A 16,433-nucleotide genomic window follows, 5' to 3' on the forward strand; every position below is an offset into this window, starting at 1 on the left:
GAGGCTGGTGCGCGCGTCGTTATTGGTGATGTTGATGGGGCCGCAGCAAAAGGTGTAGCGGCGCAGGCTGTCGCTGAGATGCATGCGACCAGTTGCGATATCGGCGAAGACGCCTCGGTGAATGCTTTCGCCGACTTCGCCTTCGATAAGCTCGGGCGGGTAGACCTCTTGTTCAATCATGCTGGCGTGTCGGTCGGTGGGCTTCTCGAGCAGATACCGTCTGAGGACTGGAACTGGATGCTGAACGTCAATCTGACAGGCCTTGGCCGGTCCATCTCGGCATTCGTTCCTCGCATGACGGAGCAGGGCGGTGGCTGGATCGTCAACACTTCCTCCGGCCTTGGCCTGTTTCATGACATGCCCTTCGGTGGTCCCTACCTTGCCACCAAGGCTGGCATAATTGCCTATAGTCGGGCCCTTGCGACTTATACTCGTAATCGCGGCATCGGCGTATCGGTCTTCTGTCCCGATGCAACGGCGACCAACTTCATGTCTGCTGGCCGCCTGACGGGCATACCGAAGGAAATTCTCGCCGCAGGCGTGTCAGCGGACCAGATTCAGACCGCCCGGCAGGCTGCAGAGGTGCTGATCGAGGGGCTGAAAGCTGACCGATTTCTGATCTCCGCGGTACCCGATACATCGGAAAAACTGCTTGCCATGGCAAAAGCTGATCTCGCGCCGGAAAGCGACGCATTCGACGAGCACGGCCAGTCAAGGGTTGTTGTATCAAAGGGCGGCCTTCGTGTGCCCCTCGACAAACGCGATGAAGCCCTGGCACTGTTCCGTGAATTCGCAGGCATCACCCAAGGCCATTATGGCTGCCAGTTTTACGACATAGCGATCAGCGCATCTGATCCCGAACAACTGGTCATATTCGAGGTCTGGGACAGCAAAGCCGCCCTTGACGCGCATGCGGCTGCGCCCGGGGCGATGGACCTGATCATGAAGCTGTTCGCTCTTGGGGCGTCGGATTTCGGGGTTCAGGAAATCCGCTAGGATCGAGCAAATCGATTCCTCCGAGCAAACTGGCCTTGCGAGTTCGTCCCGCAAGGCCGCATTTTCTGCGATCTGTCAGAAATCGATTTCAGCCACCAACCTCGCGCGACAGATCGCGAGGGCGTTAACCGACATCGGCCTGTCGACCTGTTTTCCAGAAACCGCATTATGGGGGCGTCAGACAAATGCAAACTCGTCTCTTCTGTCCGCGGCCTGAGTGTCCTCGGGTGGCCAGGAGCAAGCGCCATTTGAGGAAAGCGACCTCAGGTATTGAGGTGGCGGTCGAGATTAAAGTGATTAGAGATGGACGCGCGTGCTGAAGCGAATTTCTGCAGGTTCGACGCCCGCCAGAACCGTGACATCGCCCGCTCTCGTCGCCGGAACGGCAGATGGGTGTTTTCGGCGCGGTTGTTGAAGTGACGGCCGACCTCCTGGCGGCCAGCGTTTCTGATTTCTTTCATGGCGGCCCCGTGGGAGCGGACGCGGTCTGTAACTCGCGCGTCTGGTATCCCGTTTCGCTTCATCGCTTCACCAACGAACTTCAAGGCTGCGGACTTATTTCGCGTTTTTTGCAACGAAGCTCTCGATGACTTCGACTTCATGCTCGACCGCGCCAGAGAAGAGTGCGTCTTTCATTGATCTTCGCAGACACCTCGTCGACTGGAGGGTTGCGCTGGTAACGTCCGCCTGCATGTTGCGCTCAAAATCAAGTTTGTATACCAAAAGTCGTTCTAATATCGATTGAGCTTGGGGCACGTCCGTGTCCAGGCTGCAGAACAAGACGGAGCCAGGGGGATGAACCAGGAATTCCTGCGACAGCCATTCCTGTACTTCTTGCTGGGGGCTTTGATACTTTTCGGCATAGATGCGGTGCGAAACGGGACACGGACCGAGAGTTCGATCGTCGTAAGTGAAGCGGAAATCGCGCGACTTGCGTCTGGGTGGGAACGGACATGGGGTAGTGCACCAACCGATCAGGAGCTGAGCGGCCTCATCGACGACTGGATTGCCGAGGAAATCTATGTGCGCCAGGCTGAAGCACTGGGTTTGGGCGATGACGACCCGCTGATCAGAAAATATCTTCGCCGAAAGATGGAGCTGCTTACCGAAGGGGTTGTCATCGTTCCGGACCCCGAGGAAGACGAGCTTCGCGCTTATTATGAAGCCAATATCTATAGGTTCTCGCCGGAGCCACTCGTTTCGTTCCGTCAGGCACAGCTGCAACAGCCGGAAAGGACGGACTATCTTTCGCTGGTCAATGAATTGAACCGCGGCGCAGAGGCCGATACGCTGGACGCCTTCACTGAGACGGCTCGCATGCAGCTTGCCAGTCGCTTTCACGTATCCCGCAAGTATGGCGTCTCCTTTTATGACGAGGTTGTCGGCATAGCGCCCGGCGTGTGGCAGGGGCCCGTCGCCTCCTCCGTCGGCGTCCATCTCGTCAAGGTCGAGGCGATGCAAACGCCCGAGCCCATCCCGTTCGACGCGGCGAGGCCCGCCGTCGAAGCGGCCTGGCGTGCAGCCAGGCGAGACACGCTCGAGCAGGAGGCTTTCGAGCGGTTGAAGAGCTACTATGACATCTCCGTTGAGGCCGCACCCGAATGAAAGTCCTCCGCCTCGCCCTGCTCATCGTGCTTGGTGGCCTCTTTAGCGCCATGGCATCGGCTCACGAGCTGCGCTCAGGTTATCTCGAAGTGGTGCAGGTGGAGGAAACGCCTCAATTCGATATTGTATGGAAAGCGCCCGTCCTCGCCGGGCTTGCGCTGGACGTCGAGCCGGTATTTCCGCAGGACTGCAAGGTCGACCCTGTGGCTGCGCAGCGAAATGCTGCCGGCGATATTCTAACCGTCAGTCGGGCGGTGTGCGCAGCCCCGCTAGTCGGCCGGTCGCTGACATTCCGCGGGCTTGAGCAGACGGACGGCGATGTCCTCATCCGCATTGGGGCCCTGAGTGGCACTACTCTCAGTCAGCGCGTCACCTCGCATGATCCCGCTGTCGACTGGGGGCGCGGTGCCAGCGGTTCGCTATTTCCAACCTATTTCGTGCTCGGCGTGGAGCATATCCTGATCGGTCTTGACCATTTGCTGTTTCTCGCCTGCCTGGTGCTGCTTATCCAGCGGATGCAGAAGCTGGTCGTGGCCATCACCTTCTTTACAATCGCCCACTCTCTGACGCTGGTCGCAACGACTTTTGGATGGATCGGACTCAGCATTGCACCCGTTGAAGCGACCATTGCTCTGTCGATCGTTTTTTTGGCTTCGGAGATTCTGCAGGCGCGGTCGGGCAGGCAGACCTTGACGCAGAAATACCCCTGGGTCGTGACGTTCACCTTCGGCTTGTTGCATGGACTGGGCTTTGCATCGGTCCTTTCGGAGATCGGATTGCCGGGCGAGGCCGTGCCGCTCGCGCTCCTGGCGTTCAATCTGGGTGTCGAGGCTGGGCAGCTTCTCTTCGTCGGCGGTACTGTGCTTGCCGTTATGGTGATGAACAGGGTGAGGCTGTTTCAGCCAGCCCGTCTCGTTGCCACCTATTGCATTGGAAGCATGGCAACCTTCTGGGTGATCGAGCGAATGTTGTGATGAACCGATACATGAGCGATACAGGGCATAGAGTCGTCATCAGCTGGGACACCGGTAGGCAGGTCGAAGACGCCAATCTGAACATGACTGGGAGTTCGCATGAGCGTTGCGGCTGAGAGCGCGTACAATCTGATCCGGTCGAAGATCCTGGATGGTAGCTTCGAAGCTGGCAAGCGCCTGAAGGAAGGCGAGCTTTCAAGGGAATGCGAGGTCAGCCGCACGCCTGTGCGAGAGGCGCTGCGTCGGCTGGCGGCGGACGGCCTCGTCGACATAACGCCCAATGCAGGCGCAGTGGTCACGAAATGGAGCCAGTCTGAAGTCTTTGAGCTCTACACGCTCCGTCATCATCTGGAATCGCTCGCCGCGAGTTGGGCCGCTGAACGCCGGACCGAAGAGCAGCTCGACCGTCTGAAGAAACTTGCCGATGCCCATTCGAGGCTCGTCAAGCAAGGCGGTGGGCCAGACTATGAGGCCAAGAACTCAAAGCTGAATCATGAGTTCCACCATTTGATCATCGAAGCGGCAGGAAGCCGGGCCCTGTCGGCTGCTGTGTCGCATGTGATCGAGGCGCCGCTTATGTTCCGCAACTTCAGCCGCTATGACCATGCACGCATGGTGCGCAGCGCGTCTGACCACCAGCATATCGTTGCCGCCATAGCAGACCGTGACGGAGAACTCGCCGGTTCGATCATGAAAGCGCACATCCTCGCAGGCCTCAGAACAATCGTGGAAGACGCCAGCAGCTAAGCCTTGGCAGAATTGGCGGCCGCCAATTTTGTATTCCAAACGGCTAAAAATTATCTAAAAACGCTCCAAAACGCTAAATATTGTACACAACGTCTTGTGCGGTTTCCCGGAATGAGTAATTTCGAGCTGCGGGCTTGTTCGTCGGCGGTGAGCGCTTTGTGTGTGTGAACGCTCATCTCCTGCGACCTCGCCGCGTCTGGGCATTGTCAAAATGGTTAGCTGTCTACTTTTTTGGTGAGATTATTGTCATGCGCCCTCTAAACCATTAGCTAGCTAAGCAATAAGGGCTAAAGATGCTCTGCCGGGTATGTGCACCGGGCGAAAAAGGGAGGATGACATGAAAAAAAATACAATGAATTTCGGTGTACGGCCCAGTCGGGCTGTTTTGATTGCTGCATTGCTGGGAAGCGCTGCGCCGATTGCAGTGGGGCAGGACAATGCCCAGCAGAACGACGAAGATGAAGCGCGCCTCAGCACGGTCACGGTGACAGCGCAGAAGCGCGAAGAGAACCTGCAGGATGTTCCGATCGTCATCACTGCGTTCAGTGAGGATACGGTTGAAGCGCCGGGCGCGGTTGACATTACCGGCCTCAACGGCCTCAGCCCGAACGTGGTGCTCCAGACTCAGGGTCTGGTCCCGAACGTGCCGATGGTGGCTATTCGCGGGATCAGCCACAGCGATCCGGACCCGAACAGCGACCCGAAGGTCAGCACGATTATTGACGGGGTGTACGTGCCCTTTGCCGCCGGCACGATGCTCGACCTGTTCGATGTTGAGCGGGTGGAACTGATCAAGGGGCCTCAAGGCACGCTGTTCGGGAAGAATAACCTCGCAGGCACACTCAACGTCATCACCTCAAGGCCAACTGACGAAGCGGGCGGCGAGGTTCGTCTGACGCTCGGCGAGAATGGCCTTCGACAGGTCCGCGCAAAGCTCAATACCGGCCGTTTCGCAGATGACAGGCTCGCCGCCAAGATCGCGATGAATGTCCGCGAATATGATGGCTACTCCACCAACATCATCACCGGTTCTGATCTTAATACGTCCGACGTCACGGCATTCCGCGGCGCGGTTACCTTTGACCCGACCGACAATATCCGTTCGACACTAGTTGTTGATACGCTGAAGGACGACACAGTCGGCCCTGCCGGTCATGTGACCGACAATGGTTCGGCGGCCTACCTCCTGCTGCCGGAAGAGGCGCGCAACAATGTCCGTGTTGCGGCCTACAATTTCGATCCATTCGTCGAGACTGAGACGACAGGCGTTTCATGGACCACTGACTGGGATCACAGCTTCGGTACATTCACATCCGTCTTTGGATACCGTTCGCTGGCCTATCTCAATGTGGGCGATTTCGATGGCCTGACCGCTCCAGAGCCCGGCCTCCATGTGACGCGCGACTTTGAAAGCGATGCGTACAGCGCTGAGCTTCGCTTTGCCTCCGATACTGGAACATCCTTTGATTACGTCGCCGGTGTGTATGCGAGCAAGGATGAGTTCCGGCAGCAAAATACCGTGTATCCGTCGCCGGTCGTGCTCAGTACATCAGACCTGCAGCAGGACTCCCAGAGCCTGGCCGTATTCGCCCAGGGCGACTGGCAGTTTGCCGAGCAATGGATTCTGACACTTGGCGGCCGCTATACCGAAGACGAGAAGGACTATTTCATCGATGCAGATGTTTTCGTGAACGGCACCTTCATCCCGCCGTCTTCCTTTTCCGACACGTTGAATGCAAGCTGGAGCAACTTCACCCCGCGCGCGGCGCTGCAATATTCGCCGAACGAGAACGTCAATCTCTATGGCTCCGTCTCGACTGGCTACAAGGGCGGCGGCTTCAACTCTCGCGGGACCACGGCGGAGTCCGTCGGCCCGTATGACGAAGAGACCGTGACGGCCTATGAAATCGGCATGAAGAGCGATCTCTTCAACCGCACGATGCGCCTCAACCTTGCGGCCTTCCTCAATGATTACAGGGACTTCCAGGGCTCGGTGACAAAGGCTGGGGCGGTGCGCGCGGAAAATGTCACGTCCAACATTGCGGACATTCAGACGGCGGGCTTCGAGGTTGAATGGCAGTGGCTGCCGACAGACAATCTCTCCCTTGCGGCGAACTTCTCCTATCTCGATGCGAAGTTTGAGGAATTCTGCCAGGATTCTGATGGTGCGTTCACCGATGGATCGCCGGAGCCCGGCCAGTGCGCACCGGCGCAAGAAGTCTTGCTCAATGGTAACCCGACTGGCCTTTTCTCTGTTCCGGTTGATGGCACAGGGCTCGATCTGCAGAACGCACCCCCTTACAGCGGCAGCATTCTGATTGATCACGTCTGGCCGATCAGCTTAGGCGAGATCAAGAGCCACATAGATTTCCGCTATACCGATAAATACAATACATGGGGCCGCAGCAATGACCCTGCCTATTACCGGGACTCGGTAATTCTCGTGAACGGGCACATCGCGCTTGCGAGCCTCGATGAGCGCTGGGAAGTAAAAGTGTACGGGCGAAATCTGACGGATGAAGAAGTCATCTCAGGTAGTGCGCGCGCCGGGACGGCCCCGATCATACAATACTATCAGCCGCCTCGCGAACTCGGCGTTGAGCTGAGCTTGCGCTTCTGATGAACTCAGTCACGGCGGGCGCGGCCTGCCGTGGCTCCAGCTAATGCAGGACCCGACGATGAAACTGTTTCCTTCCGTGCTTGCCGTGTTCTTCGTGCTCGCCGTTCCGGCCTGCAAAGGTGACGCCGATAACCAGCCGACGGATTCCACCATTGAGGCTGAGCGTGCACAGACGTCGCCAGACAATACTTCAATCGCAACGGTGGATACGCGGTGCGAATATTACCGGCCCGGCGAGAAGAACCTCTACTGGGGTGATCTCCACGTGCATACGGCTGTCTCGCTCGATGCCTATGCTTTCGGCACGCTGCGCGGCCCGACAGACGCCTTTAACTTTGCCAAAGGAGAAAAGATCGAACTGTTCGGGCGCGAAGCGCAGCTTGAGCGCCCCCTCGATTTTACGGCCGTGACCGATCACGCAGAGTGGATGGACCTCATGTACATCTGCACCGATCCTGAAAAGTCCGACCACCTGTATTGCCAGAACCTTACGCAGCAGAAGGCGTCTGCGGACATCGGGTTACAGATTTTCCGAGAATATGTGGGCACGACAATTGGTCAGGCTGAGCCACAAGCGACGCCGGTATGCACGGAAGACCCCGAGCGCTGCGCGGTTGCTCAGGCCAACCAGTGGGCCCGTACCCAAAAGGCGGCGAATGATGCGAATGACCCCTGCAATTTTACGGCGTTGATTGGCTATGAGTGGTCGGCCACGCCGAACTTCAGCCATACGCACCGCAACATAATCTTCAGAAGCGACAAGGTGACTGAGGAAGCGATCGACTATATCCGCTTTCCGAAACTCCATCAGCTCTGGGAACAGCTTGAGCGCCAATGCCGGCCTGAAGATGGATGTGATGTTGTCGCCATCCCTCATAACACGAACATGGGTGATGGTGTCAGTTTCGATGTGGAGACCGAAACCGACGCACAATTACTGATGCGTGCCAAGTATGAGCGTCTCGTCGAAATCCACCAGGACAAGGGCAATAGCGAGTGCTTGCCGGCCTATGGCGAGACTGGCGATGGCGATTGCGATTTTGAGGTCTACCTGACGGAGCAGGCACGGCTCAAGCCGCGGGAGCACTTCACCGAAGAAAGCTGGGACCAAACGCGCAGCTCCTATGTCCGGAGCCTTCTCCTGAGGGGCCTGGAAGCCTATCAGGCCCAACCCGACATGGGGAACCCGCTGCAGCTAGGCATCGTCGCGTCTACGGACAACCATGTCGCGACGCCTGGATTCACAGATGAGGAATCGTGGCTCGGCTCCGTGTTCGGCGCAGGGGATCTCGATCTCATGATGAGCCGGATCGATTTCAATCCCGGTGGGATCGTCGGGGTCTGGTCGGAAGAAAATACGCGCGCGTCCATCTTTGACGCACTGAAGCGTCGGGAAACCTATGGCACGAGCGGTCCGCGAATTCAGTTGCGCTTCGACGCGGTCACCGATGGCCGTGATGTCGACTGCGACACCATACAAGACCGCGAAGGCCATTCCATTCCGATGGGGGGCGAGTTCAACGGCGATGAATCGGCGCCTCGTTTCGTTGTCCGCGTCAAAGCCGACCGCGAGCCGCTTGCGCAGATCGAGATCATCAAGGGCGAGTATGCGGGCGGCGAACTGAATGAATCGGTCCAGTCGATCTGGAGCGCGAAAGGCAACGATCGCTCTGCGTGTGTGGCCTGGACAGACCCGGACTATGACCCGGCCGCGCCGGCTTTCTGGTATGCGCGCGTGAAGCAGGCGCCGACAAAGCGGTGGTCGCAGGTACGCTGCGAACTGGCCGGACGGTGCGATGACTTCCCGAGGGCTGAAAGAATGATCCAGGAACGCGCCTGGTCCTCGCCGATCTGGAACCTGCCGCTCGGCCCGGAAAACTGAAGTGAATGAAAGGGCGCGATTATGGCGCAAGGCCGAAAGGGCAATACTGGACGCAGGCCGCTGGAAGGGGTGCGCGTCGTGGAAATGGGCCAGCTCATCGCAGGGCCGTTTTGCGGCCAGCTGCTGGGGGATTTCGGCGCTGACGTCATCAAGCTGGAGCCGCCCGAAAAGGGCGATCCGCTGCGCCAGTGGGGCCAACCCGGCTATCCCATGTTTTGGGAACAGCTTGCACGAAACAAGCGCTCCATGTCGCTCAATCTGCGCGTACCCGATGGCCAGGAGATTGCCCGCAAACTGATCACCGGCTCTGACGTCCTGATCGAGAATTTCAGGCCCGGCACCCTGGAGCGCTGGAACCTCTCACCCGACTCCCTGCGGGAAGAAAACCCGGGCCTCATCATCATCCGCGTCTCCGGCTACGGACAGTCAGGCCCCTATGCGACACGTGCCGGCTTTGGCGGCATCGGTGAGGCGATGGGCGGCTGGCGTCATATCGTCGGTGAGCCGGACCGAATGCCCTCACGCATGGGCGTCTCGATCGGCGATAGCCTTGCCGCGACCTTCGCTTGCATCGGTGCGCTTCTCGCGCTCTATAATCGCGAGCAGACGGGCGAAGGGCAGGTTGTGGATTCCTCGCTTTATGAGGCGGTCCTGCACGTCATGGAAAGCCTGGTGCCGGACTATGCGATTGCCGGCCATGTCCGTGAGCGCTCCGGCTCGGTTCTGCCCGGTGTTGCGCCATCGAATGTCTATCCGTGCGCGGACGGTTCCTATCTCATCGCCGCGAACCAGGACACGGTCTTTGCGCGTCTCTGCACGGCAATGGACCGCGAGGAGCTTGCGGCCGATACGCGTTACAGCACGCATTCCGCGCGCGGCGCACATCAGGCCGAACTGGACGAGATCATCTCGGCCTGGACGAACACACTGACAGTCGATGAGGTTGAAGCGGCGATGATCGAAGCCGGGGTGCCGGCAGGACGGGTCTACACCGCCGCTGAAATGCTCGAGGATCCGCACTTCAAGGCGCGCCAGTCTCTGATCGAGATTGACCATCCGCGCTGGGGCAAGCTGCCTATGCAGAATGCCTTCCCGAAACTGTCCGCCACGCCGGGGCAGGTTGGCCGGATTGCGCCGCAATCCATTGGTGAGCATTCCCGCGAAGTCCTCGCAGAACGCCTCGGCCTGTCGGAAACAGAAATCGATGCCCTCCAGAAGGGCGGCGTCGTCTAGGCCGCGAGCAGCGCTTCCTCTCAGGCGCCATCCTCAACCGCCGTCCTCTCGATGCTGCGGCGATAGGCGGGCAGGCCAAGCGTCAGGATTACTGCCGCGATCGACAGCGAGACAGCGCTGACAATGGCGAGCGAATATCGCAGCGCCCCGTCATCTCCAAAGCCGAAATCCGTCACCAGCGCAATCACCGTCGGGCCAAGCCCAAGACCGATCAGATTGACCACGAAGAAGTAGAGCGCCGTCATCCGGGCGCGGTATTCGTTCGGCGAGATCAGCTGCAGCGCGACACTGCCGACACCGTGCATCGTCGTCATCAGAAAGCCTGGTGCGAGCAGGGCGAGCGCGATCCCTGCATTCGGCATGAGCGGCGTCAACACGAGGAACGGCCCGCCAAGGAAGATGGAGAGCCGCATGGTGCGAAGGTGGGAGTCCTTGTAGCCGCGCTGGAACATCTTGTCGGCGAGATAACCGCCAAGCACCAGTCCGCCTGCGCCGCAGACCGCCATGATACTGCCGAACCAGAGCCCCGCATCGGTAATGCTGATTGGATAAGTTCGCGACAGGAAGGCCGGTACCCAGGCGATTGTGCCGTACATGACCAGCCCGATGAGCGACATGCCGGCGAAGAGCGCGCCAAGAGCGCCCTTGTGCTCCATCAGATGGCCGACAAGATTGGCGGACTGCGCGCTCTCGACCATCGCCGCCTTCCGGCCCCGCCTGTATGGCTCACGCACCGTCAGCAGCAGCAGTGCGACCAGCAGGCCCGGCGCGGCGACCATCGCAAAGGTCAGCCGCCACGCTTCCACCTCGCCGACCAGTGGCAAGGCAATGGCCGGGGCAGCGAGGATTGCCTTGATGACCAGCGCGCCTAGCACAAGCGCAATACCAGACCCCAAAGGCACGCCGATCGAGTAGACGGCAATTGCGCGGGCGAGCTTGTCGCGCGGAAAATAGTCACTCAGCATCGAATAGGCCGCTGGCGACAGTGTCGCCTCGCCAACGCCAACACCGACACGGGCGAGGAACAGACCGACATAGCTGGTCGCCATTCCGCACCCCATCGTCATGAAGCTCCAGACGCTCACGCCGGCGACAATCAGATTGCGGCGGCTGAACCTGTCGGCGATCCAGGCGAGGGGCAGGCCGGCCAGCGTGTAGAAGAGGGCAAAGGCCATGCCGACGAGCAGGCTGAACTGGGTATCGCTGATGTCGAGCGTGGTGCGCACCGGCTCGACAAGCAGGCTCAGTATCATCCGGTCGACGAATGACAGCGTGTAGGCCAGCAGCAGGACGCTGACCACGTACCAGCTATAGAGCGGCCGGGGCCAGGCCGGTTCGGCCGATGCAACTGTCTCGTCTGCCTGGGCGCTCATTTCATCTGTCCTCCCGCCAGATCCGGATACATCCAGATGCTTAGCTATCTATATTTTTATGCCGACTCTCTTGTCGTCCGCCTTCCTATCCATTAGCTAGCTAAGTAAAGTGAGTCAAAAAGACCAGTCCCCGAGATGATCCGGGGCAATAAAACGGGAGGAATTCATGAACACAGATGATCTGCCACGCTGGCTGCTGGTGGCTGCCTTGACAGCGCCGATACTCGGCGCCCTGCCGGCTGCAGCACAGTCAGAACAGGCCGACGAAGTCCGCACCTATGACACTGTGGTGGTAACAGCCCAGCGCCGTGAGGAGAGCCTGCAGGATGTACCTGTCGCCGTGACGGCGTTCAGTGCAGACCAGCTTGAAAAGAACAGCATCGAAACGGTTCAGGATCTGGCACTGCGCACGCCCGGCCTGACGGTAGGCGCGGCCGATCCGATCAACAACAATTTCGCCCTTCGCGGCATTGGCACCGCCAACGGCATCAGTCAGAGCGCAGGTGGTGATCAGTCGGTGGTTGTCTTCGTCGATGGCGTCTATGCCGGGCGCGGCGGCACGGTCGATCTCGACGTGCTGGACCTGGAGCGCGTTGAAGTGCTGCGCGGCCCGCAGGGCACCCTGTTCGGCAAGAATGCCATTGGTGGGCTGATCCAGTATGTCAGCCGCAAGCCATCAGACGAGGAATCCTTCTTCGCCAAGGCGACAGCTGGAAATTACAACAAGGTCGATCTCAGCACGCGGGCCAATCTGCCGCTCTCGGACAAGCTCTTCCTCGCTATCGGAATCGCGAACAAGCAACGCGACGGCTATGAGCTCAATCAGACGACCGGTAATCGCGTCAATGATCAGAACATCACGACGGCGCGCGCCGCCCTGCGCTTCGTGCCGAATGACGAGCTCGACATTGTGCTGCGCAGCGATTTCTCCTGGCAGGACCAACTCGGTAATCCGCGTACGAATAATTGTGATGAAACCTTCAATGGCGGCGTCCACTGCGTCGGCGTGAACCCCGATCCGCGCGTCGTGAATGCCTATATCGACGGCTACATCATCCGGAACATCCAGTCCTATAGCGCTGAGGTGAACTGGGAGAGCGGCTTTGGCACGGTCACCTCGCTGACTGCCCTTCGCGACGTCGACTACAAGTTCCGCACGCCCTTCTTCAGCAACCCGGTCAATCCGCCGACCCAGATCGAGTCCACCGATTTCGGCAAGGAAGAAGCGACCCAGTTCAGCCAGGAGCTGAGGCTCGCCTTCGACGCCTTCGACACAAGGCTTCAGGGCCAGCTCGGCGTCTACTATCTCGATGAGCAGATTGATCGCCGACAGGGTCAGATCCAGGATTTCCCGGTCCCTTCGGTCACCGGCATCGCGATCTATCCGCAATCCATCTCAGCCAGCAGCTTCGCAGTCTTCGGGCAGTTCGACTACGCCCTGACCGACAAGCTGACCGCTACGGCGGGCGCGCGGATGACATGGGAAGAGAAGAAAGGAGACTTCCAGGCCGAGCGTCTTCAGGGCCCCGGCATTCCGCCGCCGCTCGGTTCGGCTGCGGGCTATGATGTCACCGGCTCGGAAGAATGGGAGGCATTCACCCCGCGTGTCGCGCTCAATTGGGATGCCAGCGAGACAATGATGTTCTACGCATCGGCCGCGCGCGGTTATAAAAGTGGCGGCTTCCAGGGGCTGGCCGGCACGGCAGCCGGTGCTTCGACACCGTACGATCCTGAATTTGCCTGGAATTATGAGATCGGCGCGAAGACCGAATGGCTCGACCGTCGTCTTACGCTGAACGCCGCCATCTTCAAGACGGATTATGAAGACCTGCAGATCTCGCAGCTCATCCCCCTTTGCTGCGTCGTCGTGACGAACGCCGCCAAGGCAGAGATTACCGGTGTGGAGATCGAATTCATCGGCCGACCAAGCGACAACTTCCAGGTCGATGGCAGCTATTCCTACCTCGATGCCGAATTCACCGAATACCTGGTGCCGGGCTCGGACTATACGGGCAACCAGCTGCCGCGTGCGCCAGAGAACAAATTCAATATCGGCGCGCAATTCGAGTTCCCGATCGGTACATGGCAAGCACTGGCACGGGCGGACTATTCCTGGGCAGACGACGCGTACTTCGAGGCCTCAAACGTGCCCCAGCAGATTTGGGCCGCGCACGAGAATATCGATGCCCGCCTGACGCTGACACCACCGGATAGCCCGTGGGAATTCGCTGTCTGGGGTAAGAACCTGACCGATGAACTGACACCGACCTATGTCACCTATTTTGGTCCGTACCGTCAGACGCTGGTGCCGTATGCGCCGCCAAAGACCTACGGTGTCTCGCTGTCCTACACCTACTAGACCTTCCCCTGGCCGGGCCGCCCCTGCGGTCCGGCCAGCCCGTTTCCTCCCACGATGACTTTCCGGATATTTCCCAATGCAGACCCCAGACTTCCGCTATCTCTGCTCCTACCGGGCAGATTTTTCAGAACCGCAGCAAATGGTTGGGCGAGCCCATTTTGGCCGGCGGATGATCGCGGCGCTGACGGGCGGCGTGGTCGAAGGCGACAGGCTTTCCGGCCGCGTGATGCCTGGGGGTGGTGACTGGGCCACGATCGATACGAAGGGCACGCTCAGGCTCGATGCGCGAGTCACGCTCGAAACCGATGACGGCGCGATGATCTACGTTTCCTATCGCGGTGTGCTGCGGCCCATGTCAGTGGTAAACGAGCTCGCATCCAAAGGCGGCCCGAAGACCGATGAAGACCGGGCGCGCGTCTACTTCCGCACCGCGCCGATATTCGAAACCGGCGATGAGCGCTACGCTTGGTTGAATGATATTGTAACCGTTGGCATGGGCGAGGCCCTCGGCGGTGCCGTACGCTACAACGTGTTCGAGGTCCTCTGAAATTGAAACCATTCCTGAAAGTGAAATCGGTGACTGCGCCGCTACCGATTTCGCATATCGATACAGATCAGATTCTTCCCGCACGCTACATGAAGACCTTGTCGCGCAGCGGTCTCGGCAAGCACCTTTTCCATGACTGGAGATTTGAGGCGGATGGCAGCGAAGTCGCAGATTTCGTTCTCAACCGGCCCCTCTGGCGGAACGCGGAAATACTGCTGACGCATGAGAATTTTGGTTGTGGGTCGTCGCGTGAGCACGCGGTTTGGGCGCTCGACGATTTCGGTATCCGTGCCATCATCGCGCCCAGCTTCGGCTCGATCTTTGCCACCAATTGCGTGAAGAATGGCGTGCTTCCGGTGCCACTTTCGTGGGCCGCCTGTGCCCAGCTTATGAAGGAAGTTGCGACGCTTCCGGACGCTGAGATCACCGTTGATCTGACAGAAACGCGCGTGACCGCACCGTCTGGCACTGACTACCCATTCGACATACAGGCAGACATCCGCAACGCTCTGCTCTCGGGAAAGGACGACATCTCGCGTACACTCGAACATGACGACGCGCTAGCGGCATTCGAGCGGCGTCAGGGCCGGATTCAGTAGAGCGCACCAACGTCGGTAATCGTCCCGGTCACAGCCGCAGCTGCTGCCATGGCCGGGCTCATCAGGTGCGTGCGGCCATTTGGACCCTGCCGGTTTTCGAAGTTGCGGTTGGAGGTGGAAGCGCAACGCTCGCCCGGTCTGAGGCGGTCGCTGTTCATGGCCGCGCACATTGAACATCCAGGCTGGCGCCAGTCAAAACCGGCCTCCCTGAATAAGCGGTCCAGGCCTTCCTCTTCGGCCTGTTGACGCACCAGGCCCGATCCAGGGACCACCATTGCCGAAACGGAGGCGGCAACCTTCCGGCCACGGACAATCGCCGCCGCTGCGCGCAAGTCCTCTATTCGGCCATTCGTGCAGGAGCCGATAAATACCTGGTCGATGGGGGTGCCCTGAATCTGCTGACCAGGTTCAAGACCCATATAGTCAAGTGCCCGCTGGATCATCAGCCGGTCTTTGTCGGACCGCGCCCCTTGTGGCGAGGGCACGTGCGCATCGATGCTGATGCTCTGCGCCGGGTTGATGCCCCAGCTGACCATCGGTCGCATATCCGACACATCAATCTCGATTTCCGTTTCAAAGTGCGCCCCCGGGTCGCTATGCAACGCCTCCCAGCCGGCCCGCTCGGCATGCCACTTTTGCGGAGATATCCGCGCGGCGAGATACTCAAACGTGGTTTCATCCGGAGCGACCAGCCCGGCCCGTGCGCCAGCCTCGATACTCATGTTGCAAAGCGTCATTCGACCTTCCATGGAGAGGGCGTCGACGGTGGGGCCGCAATACTCGATGACATGATTGGTTGCGCCATCGACCCCGATTTCCGAAATGAGCCTGAGTGCCAGGTCCTTTGCGCTGACATGGACACCGAGACGCCCTGAGAAATACACGCGCATATTCCTCGATTTGGTCTGACGCAGGGATTGTGTGGCCAGCACGTGCTCGATTTCAGACGTTCCGATCCCGAATGCGAGTGCGCCAAACGCGCCATGTGTGGATGTGTGGCTGTCACCGCAGACGATTGTCATTCCGGGCAAGGTGCGTCCCTGTTCGGGCCCGACGACATGAACAATCCCGTTCCTGAGATCGCCGATAGAGTAGTGCTCGATCCCGGCCGCGACAGCATTCGCATTCAGCGCCTCAAGCTGCGCGCGAGATAGCGGATCGTCCACGGCGGAGATGCCACGATCCTGACCGGTCGTCGGCACGCAATGGTCGGCCATGGCAAGAGTCAGGTCGGGCCGACGTACCGCGCGCTTCGTCTCTGCCAACCGCGAGAATGCCTGCGGCGAGGTCACCTCATGCAACATGTGGAGGTCGATATACAGGATGGATTCCTGCCCGTCCTCAGCCACGATGTGCGAGTCCCACAGCTTGTCGTAAAGTGTTCGGGAGGGGGATGCAGGTGAGGAGGATGAAGCCAAGCTGGCAGCCTTTCGCGATCAGGCGCAGCAGGCGCGCCAAAGGGGTGCTTAGCTATCTAACGTATTGCGGTGGCGACGAA

12 protein-coding genes and 1 pseudogene are annotated in these 16,433 nt (G+C 59.5%); 10 read left to right on the forward strand and 3 right to left on the reverse strand.

The features are described 5' to 3' along the window. On the forward strand, positions 1-996 hold a 996-nt coding region (locus tag B8746_RS09170), incomplete at its 5' end, for an SDR family NAD(P)-dependent oxidoreductase (RefSeq protein WP_084393400.1). Between the two features lie 166 nt (positions 997-1,162). On the opposite strand, the pseudogene B8746_RS09175 reads toward B8746_RS09170, so the two are convergent. After that, positions 1,163-1,657: pseudogene (locus B8746_RS09175) on the reverse strand (DDE-type integrase/transposase/recombinase); the annotation flags it as partial. A 134-nt stretch (positions 1,658-1,791) separates the two neighbouring features. Between B8746_RS09175 and B8746_RS09180 the strand changes: the two are divergent. The 6 genes from B8746_RS09180 (at position 1,792) to B8746_RS09205 (ending at position 10,057) form a co-directional block, all read left to right on the forward strand. Next, positions 1,792-2,601, forward strand: coding sequence for a peptidyl-prolyl cis-trans isomerase (locus tag B8746_RS09180; RefSeq protein WP_084393402.1), 810 nt, complete (start codon positions 1,792-1,794; stop codon positions 2,599-2,601). Then, positions 2,598-3,575, forward strand: coding sequence for a HupE/UreJ family protein (locus tag B8746_RS09185; RefSeq protein ID WP_084393403.1), 978 nt, complete (start codon positions 2,598-2,600; stop codon positions 3,573-3,575). The genes B8746_RS09180 and B8746_RS09185 overlap by 4 nt, the downstream gene beginning before the upstream one ends. A 99-nt stretch (positions 3,576-3,674) precedes the next feature. Further along, positions 3,675-4,322, forward strand: a complete 648-nt coding sequence (locus B8746_RS09190) for a GntR family transcriptional regulator (protein ID WP_084393404.1) — start codon at positions 3,675-3,677, stop codon at positions 4,320-4,322. 337 nt (positions 4,323-4,659) lie between these two features. Next, the gene (locus B8746_RS09195; protein ID WP_158084580.1) at positions 4,660-6,942 is read left to right on the forward strand and encodes a TonB-dependent receptor; all 2,283 of its coding nucleotides are present in this window, start codon (positions 4,660-4,662) and stop codon (positions 6,940-6,942) included. A gap of 58 nt (positions 6,943-7,000) precedes the next feature. Then, positions 7,001-8,824, forward strand: coding sequence for a DUF3604 domain-containing protein (locus B8746_RS09200; RefSeq protein ID WP_158084581.1), 1,824 nt, complete (start codon positions 7,001-7,003; stop codon positions 8,822-8,824). A 21-nt stretch (positions 8,825-8,845) separates the two neighbouring features. Beyond that, the gene (locus B8746_RS09205; RefSeq protein ID WP_084393407.1) at positions 8,846-10,057 is read left to right on the forward strand and encodes a CaiB/BaiF CoA transferase family protein; all 1,212 of its coding nucleotides are present in this window, start codon (positions 8,846-8,848) and stop codon (positions 10,055-10,057) included. Positions 10,058-10,077: 20 nt separating this feature from the next. Here B8746_RS09205 and B8746_RS09210 read toward each other — a convergent pair whose 3' ends face one another. Beyond that, on the reverse strand, positions 10,078-11,430 hold the full coding sequence (locus B8746_RS09210; protein ID WP_084393408.1) for a spinster family MFS transporter: 1,353 nt from the start codon (positions 11,428-11,430) through the stop codon (positions 10,078-10,080). Between the two features lie 166 nt (positions 11,431-11,596). On the opposite strand from B8746_RS09210, the gene B8746_RS09215 reads away from it, so the two are divergent. From B8746_RS09215 to leuD, 3 genes are all read left to right on the forward strand, one after another. Then, a complete protein-coding gene (locus B8746_RS09215; protein WP_084393409.1) occupies positions 11,597-13,789 on the forward strand; it encodes a TonB-dependent receptor in 2,193 nt (730 codons plus the stop codon). Positions 13,790-13,865: 76 nt separating this feature from the next. Further along, entirely contained in the window at positions 13,866-14,336 is a 471-nt protein-coding gene (locus B8746_RS09220; protein WP_084393410.1) for a DUF3237 domain-containing protein, read from the forward strand. A gap of 2 nt (positions 14,337-14,338) precedes the next feature. Continuing rightward, positions 14,339-14,935, forward strand: a complete 597-nt coding sequence (gene leuD / locus B8746_RS09225) for a 3-isopropylmalate dehydratase small subunit (RefSeq protein ID WP_084393411.1) — start codon at positions 14,339-14,341, stop codon at positions 14,933-14,935. Here leuD and leuC read toward each other — a convergent pair. Continuing rightward, positions 14,929-16,353 carry a 3-isopropylmalate dehydratase large subunit gene (leuC, locus tag B8746_RS09230; RefSeq protein ID WP_084393412.1) on the reverse strand — a complete coding sequence of 475 codons (1,425 nt, stop codon included), beginning with the start codon at positions 16,351-16,353 and terminating at the stop codon, positions 14,929-14,931. The genes leuD and leuC overlap by 7 nt on opposite strands. Between the last annotated feature and the right edge of the window lie 80 nt (positions 16,354-16,433).

It is taken from the genome of Henriciella pelagia (assembly GCF_002088945.1).
GTDB lineage: Bacteria > Pseudomonadota > Alphaproteobacteria > Caulobacterales > Hyphomonadaceae > Henriciella > Henriciella pelagia.

Bases quoted from the DNA above. Each gene is read 5' to 3' on its own strand.
- B8746_RS09210 (WP_084393408.1), bottom strand. From the start codon at position 11,430: ATGAGCGCCCAGGCAGACGAGACAGTTGCATCGGCCGAACCGGCCTGG.
- B8746_RS09195 (WP_158084580.1), top strand. From the start codon at position 4,660: ATGAAAAAAAATACAATGAATTTCGGTGTACGGCCCAGTCGGGCTGTT.
- B8746_RS09180 (WP_084393402.1), top strand. From the start codon at position 1,792: ATGAACCAGGAATTCCTGCGACAGCCATTCCTGTACTTCTTGCTGGGG.
- B8746_RS09190 (WP_084393404.1), top strand. From the start codon at position 3,675: ATGAGCGTTGCGGCTGAGAGCGCGTACAATCTGATCCGGTCGAAGATC.
- B8746_RS09205 (WP_084393407.1), top strand. From the start codon at position 8,846: ATGGCGCAAGGCCGAAAGGGCAATACTGGACGCAGGCCGCTGGAAGGG.
- B8746_RS09215 (WP_084393409.1), top strand. From the start codon at position 11,597: ATGAACACAGATGATCTGCCACGCTGGCTGCTGGTGGCTGCCTTGACA.
- B8746_RS09200 (WP_158084581.1), top strand. From the start codon at position 7,001: ATGAAACTGTTTCCTTCCGTGCTTGCCGTGTTCTTCGTGCTCGCCGTT.
- B8746_RS09220 (WP_084393410.1), top strand. From the start codon at position 13,866: ATGCAGACCCCAGACTTCCGCTATCTCTGCTCCTACCGGGCAGATTTT.
- B8746_RS09185 (WP_084393403.1), top strand. From the start codon at position 2,598: ATGAAAGTCCTCCGCCTCGCCCTGCTCATCGTGCTTGGTGGCCTCTTT.